Origin of the sequence: Kitasatospora sp. NPDC059747 (assembly GCF_042732955.1) — a bacterium.
GTDB lineage: Bacteria > Actinomycetota > Actinomycetes > Streptomycetales > Streptomycetaceae > Kitasatospora.
In genome coordinates this window covers 21,804-26,544 of the sequence record NZ_JBHWGV010000126.1, presented here as the reverse complement: position 1 = coordinate 26,544, position 4,741 = coordinate 21,804, and the positions used below count along the sequence as shown (strand labels likewise).

General features: G+C 71.0%; 4 protein-coding genes and 1 tRNA gene. 4 read left to right on the top strand and 1 reads right to left on the bottom strand.

Annotation, left to right across the window (positions count from 1 at the left end; translation table 11 throughout):
* The first annotated feature begins 175 nt into the window (after positions 1-175).
* Entirely contained in the window at positions 176-2,083 is a 1,908-nt protein-coding gene (locus ACFV4G_RS36355; protein ID WP_380446471.1) for an FAD/NAD(P)-binding protein, read from the top strand.
* Between the two features lie 51 nt (positions 2,084-2,134).
* A complete protein-coding gene (locus ACFV4G_RS36350; protein ID WP_380446473.1) occupies positions 2,135-3,310 on the top strand; it encodes a putative PEP-binding protein in 1,176 nt (391 codons plus the stop codon).
* A gap of 83 nt (positions 3,311-3,393) precedes the next feature.
* Here the strand turns inward: ACFV4G_RS36350 and ACFV4G_RS36345 are convergent.
* Positions 3,394-3,467 (bottom strand) — tRNA-Gly (locus ACFV4G_RS36345).
* A 261-nt stretch (positions 3,468-3,728) separates the two neighbouring features.
* Between ACFV4G_RS36345 and ACFV4G_RS36340 the strand changes: the two genes are divergently transcribed.
* Together ACFV4G_RS36340 and dcd are read left to right on the top strand one after the other, a co-directional pair.
* Positions 3,729-3,965 (top strand): hypothetical protein, encoded by a 237-nt coding sequence (locus ACFV4G_RS36340; RefSeq protein ID WP_359970373.1) that lies wholly within the window; start codon positions 3,729-3,731, stop codon positions 3,963-3,965.
* Between the two features lie 72 nt (positions 3,966-4,037).
* Positions 4,038-4,613, top strand: a complete 576-nt coding sequence (gene dcd, locus ACFV4G_RS36335) for a dCTP deaminase (RefSeq protein ID WP_380446469.1) — start codon at positions 4,038-4,040, stop codon at positions 4,611-4,613.
* The last annotated feature ends 128 nt before the right edge of the window (positions 4,614-4,741 follow it).

Below are 4,741 nucleotides of genomic sequence, written 5' to 3'. Positions count from 1 at the left end.
GGCGCCACCCGCCACCGCGGCAACCCCCCCCCCCCCCCCCCACCCCCCCCCCAACCCCCCCCCCGGCCCCCAACACCCCCCGCCCCCCCACAGCCAAATTCCCCCCCGAGCGTGCACCGAGGGCCGTTGCGCCGAAAGCCCGGCGGGCGAGCTGCCGCCGGTCCATCCTGGGCTCATGACGCAGCCCCGGAACCGAACAGGTACGTGTCCACGAGTGCTCATAGTCGGGGCGGGCCTGGCCGGCACCGCCACGGCGATCCGACTGCTCCGCTTCGCCCGCAAGCCGCTGGAGATCGTCCTGCTCGAGCGGCGCTCCGACTACCGGTCCGCCGGCGTCGCCTACCACCGGGACGGCAACCCCTGGGACCACGTGTTCAACATCCAGGCGGGTCGGATGTCGGTGTTCCGGGAGGACGTCCTCGACTTCGTGCGCTGGGCCAACCGCGAGGCCGACCGCCGGGACTGGCCGACCCCCTGGGACGAGTTCGAGTTCGTCGAGCAGGGCCCGGCGCCCCGACGGATCTTCCAGGACTACCTGATCGACCGGCTGGCCGAGGCCGGGCGGGAGGCCTGTCCCGGCGTCGTGCTCGTCGAAGCGGACGGCGAGGCGGTCGACCTGGAAGTGCGCGCCACAGGCGTCGAAGTGACGGTGTGTGAGTTTTTCGCGAGCGGCCTGGAGGCCGGGCCGGTTCCGGAACCGACCGCACTGTGCGCCGACCACGTCGTCCTCGCGACCGGCCTCGAACTCAGGGATCCGCCCTTCGCCGCCGACGTGCGCGACCACGCGTCCTTCGTGAGGAACCCGTACTCCGCGGCCGGCGTCCGGAAGCTCGAAACGCTCCCGCCCGAGGCAACGGTCGCGATCGTCGGATCCGTGCTGAGCGCGTACGACTCGGCGGGCCTCCTGCTGCGCCGGGGCCACACCGGAAGGATCCACCTGATCTCCAGGACCGGGACGATGTTCCGGACGTATCCCGGCGGCCACGAGCACGAGGTGTTACAACTACCCTGCCCGAAGGCACTGTTGGAGCCGTACCGGAACCGCGAGGAGTTCCTCGCCCGGGTCCGGTCCGAGTGGGAGACGGCGCGCGAGGCGGTCCTCCGGGACCACCCCGAGGTCGACCCGACGGTGGTCGCGGAGCGGGTGGCCAAGGCGTGGGAACCGCATCTTCCCGAGGCCATCGAGCGGATCCCCTCCGCGGAACTGCGGAGCCTGCTGGACGAGTTCGGCACCTCGATGGCCGCACTCCGGGTCGGCGCGGTGGAGTACACCATGGCGATCATCGAGCGTGCGATACACCCCGCGGACGGCTCGGCGAAGCTGGTCGTCGGCAAGGTGGAGGGGATCACGCCGACGGCGTCGGGGCGGCTGGTCGTCTCGGTAGCGGCCCCGGAGGAGGAACACGCCATCGAGGCCGACCTGGTGGTCTCCAACTTCGGCAGGGAGTCGGACTACAGCAGGGTCGGCCGGCCGCTCTGGAGGAATCTCCTCCGGAGGGGGATCGCGGTACCCCACGAGCGCACCGGGCGCGGCCTGGAAGTCGACGAACGCGGGACGCTGCTCAGCCCCGGCGGGGAGCCGGCCGGCCCGGTCTCCACGGTCGGCGCACCGAGGGAGGGTGACGAGATCGTTCGAAACGGCCGGACCGGCGCGTTCACCTTCAATCTCGCCGCCATCAAGAACCAGTCCATCGCGGTCGCCGCGCGAGTGATCGAGCAACTGGAACTGGAACTGGAACCGCACGAAGACGGTTTGGCCCGGGACATGGCTCAATGCCACGGCCACGTCAGCAATTCAGAGGAAGCGGCCCCGGTCGGATTCGACGAGGCTGTAGCCCTGGAGGTGCGGAGGTTGGCCACGCGTCATCGGAGCGAGCGGGAAGTACTCGGTTTCCGCTTGGACGCCTGTATCCGATCCATGGGCGGACTTCCGCCCCTCCCGATGGCCGCCTCCGGGCGTGACCGCCTGATGGGAGCGGTCGTCAACCGGGCCGCCGTCCAACGGCTCACCGACGTCACCGTGACGCCACGGCAGCTGCGTCGACAACTGGGGATCACGGACACCGAGGATCTGGAGGACTAGGTGAACGGGCGACGGATTCAAGGATTCCTATTGACCGGTGGCACACAGAGCGTGTTACGGGGTACCTGTAACCGCACGAGAAGTCCGCTCAAGGGATCCATCCTCGTCGCCCCTTCCCTCGAAGCGGGAATATACGAAGCGATCGTGGCGGCGCGTGCGGTCGTCTGCAGTTCGGGCGGGCCGACCGGCCACATGCAGTCCATCTGCCGCGGCAGGGGCATACCCGTGCTCCGCGTCGACCAGGCGGACCTCGCCGACCTGGTCGGGGAAGTGACGCTGCACCTGGAGAGCGAGACCATCGTCATCGGGTCCGACGCGAGCGGCGCCGAGGCCCCGGCCCCGGGGGCCGGGAGCTCCCCGCTGGACCGCCTCGGCTCGGCGTGCGCCGTCATCGCGGACCTGCAGGACATCCACACGATCAACGCGTGCGGGCCGAACGCGGAGCGGGTCGAATCCTTCTTCATCCGCGAGGAGTTCCTCTGCCTGGCGGCGGGCCTGCGCCCGCTCGACTCCCTCCACGGCGGCCCCGCCGACGTCGCGGCCTACGGGCGGGCCGTCGCGGACCGGCTGTGCACCTTCGTCGAGGCGCTGCTGCCCGGCCAGCGGCTGGTCCTGAGGCTCCTCGACCTCCGCTCCGACCACGCCGCCGGCGTCACCGAGCTGGCCCCGGTCGCGGTCGAGCCGAACCCCGAGCTGGGCCTGCACGGCGCACGCTGGCTGCTGGGCTCGGCCGCCTACCGGGACGCGCTGCACTCCGTGCTCGGGTCCCTGCGCGAGCGGCTCGGCGACGACGCGGGCCGCGTGCACCTCTCGGTTCCCTTCCTCAACGACGCGAAGGAGTTCGCCCGGCTCAGGGCACATCTCGCGTTGCCCGCCGACGTGCCCGTGTCCGCGTTCGTCGAAACGCCTGCGGCGGTGCACGCCACCCGGGCGCTCTGCGCCGCGGGCGCCAGCGAGCTGTTCGTCGGCACCAAGGACCTCGTGCAGTTCTACCTGGCCGCGGACCGGACCAACCACCTGGTGGCCGGGTCCTACCAGACCCGGCACCCGGCCGTCATCGACGGAGTGCGGAGCGTGGTGGAGTCCGCGCGCGCGGCGGACACCCCGGTGAGGGTGTTCTCGTTGGGCGCGGACCTCGCCCACTACCTGGAACGCCTGCCCACCCCGGACGGCTACATGATGTGCACCGCCGAACTCCGGCAGGTGCTCCTCCAGCCACACCCCTGACCGCGCCGCCACAGCCGGGCAGCCGACCCGGATCGGCCCGGAGAACGCGAAAGCCGCAGGTCGCTGACCTGCGGCTTTAGTGCTGGAGCGGGCGACGAGAATCGAACTCGCGCTCTAAGCTTGGGAAGCTCATGTTCTACCATTAAACTACGCCCGCCTGACGAGCCGTCAGTGACCGCTCGATCGCCTTCACTGTACCCCATGCGTGACGCCGCTTGCACGGGTGGCCCGGGGACGTGGCGGAGCGGGGTGGGGCGGGGGTGGGGGGCGTACTGTTTGGGCCGCGTGAGAGTGCTCCGGCGGGTGGGGTCGGGGCGGCGAGCCATGGTGTGGAATGTCCGGAACATCCCCTAATGTGACGCTGTCCCGGGGCCCGCTCCCCGGGGCGCGACGAGTACGGGTGAGTACTGGGTTAGGGATGGGAAGGGGATCGATGGAGCAGCGCACCGTCGTTCGTTGTGCCGAGGGGCACCTGTTCAGCACCACCACGTTCCCGATGCAGAACCTCGGACCCGGCCGGCTGGGGCCCGGCCGGCTGATCCGCTGTCCGCAGTGCGGACGGCTGAGGAGTTCGGTGTTGGCCGACGTGCGGGAGCTGTCCGCTCCGCAACTGGCCCGGGCGATGCGGCTGGAGGCCGCGGAGTTCCTGGCCTGACGGCCGGCGCGAGGACGGAAGGGGCCCCGGGCGGATTCGTCCGGGGCCCCGTCGTGCACGTAACCTCGAAGCGTGCTGCTCTCTGACAAGGACATCCGGACCGAAATCGACCTGGGCCGGGTCGTCATCGACCCGTTCGACCCGACGATGATCCAGCCCTCCAGTATCGACGTGCGCCTCGACCGCTTCTTCCGCGTGTTCGAGAACCACAAGTACCCGCACATCGACCCCTCCGAGGAGCAGCCGGACCTCACCCGGCTGGTCGAGCCCGACGGCGACGAGGCGTTCATCCTGCACCCCGGCGAGTTCGTGCTGGCCTCGACGTACGAGGTCATCACCCTGCCCGAGGACGTCGCCTCCCGGCTGGAGGGCAAGTCGAGCCTCGGCCGCCTGGGCCTGCTGACGCACTCCACGGCCGGCTTCATCGACCCCGGCTTCAGCGGCCACGTCACGCTGGAGCTGTCGAACGTCGCGACGCTGCCGATCAAGCTGTACCCGGGCATGAAGATCGGGCAGCTCTGCCTGTTCCGGCTCTCCTCGCCGTCGGAGCACCCGTACGGCTCGGAGCGCTACGGCTCGCGCTACCAGGGCCAGCGCGGCCCGACGCCGTCGCGCTCCTTCATGAACTTCCACCGCACCCGGGTCTGAACCGGACGGAGTGCACGCACGGCGGGCGGGGCCGCGCCGACCGCGCGCGCGTCTCCCCCTCGCCGGCCTCACGCGTCCGGTCGCGACCGCCGCGCGCGCCCGCCCGCTGCCACGCCCGCGCGGGCGGG